General features: G+C 40.6%; 1 protein-coding gene. It reads left to right on the top strand.

Going from position 1 to position 266, the window contains the following annotated elements; genetic code table 11:
• On the top strand, nucleotides 1–266 hold a 266-nt coding region (locus A3712_RS21515; protein WP_157618843.1), incomplete at both ends, for a TonB-dependent receptor domain-containing protein.

Genomic DNA, 266 nt, shown 5'->3' with positions numbered 1-266 from the left:
ACGGTCTATATGTTCAAGACTTAGTAACACTTAACGAACAGTGGCAAGTTCTTGGTGGCGTTCGTTTCGCATACGACAAAACGACGAGCAGTTCTAATCAAGAAGAGAGCTACAACAACATTCTTCCTAAGTTTGGTGTAATTTACTCTCCGGCTTCAAATGGTTCAATTTACGCAGTTTACTCTGAAAGTTTTGAACCTGTTGGTGAAATCACAGATCAAGACGACGTGAACTTTGGTCAGTCTCAAGATGCTAAGAAAGGTACA

The sequence above is a fragment of the Vibrio sp. HI00D65 genome (assembly GCF_001635455.1).
In the GTDB taxonomy this organism is placed as follows: domain Bacteria; phylum Pseudomonadota; class Gammaproteobacteria; order Enterobacterales; family Vibrionaceae; genus Vibrio.
The sequence above is the reverse complement of the archived record's forward strand: the minus strand, read 5'-3'. Positions and strand labels throughout refer to the sequence as shown.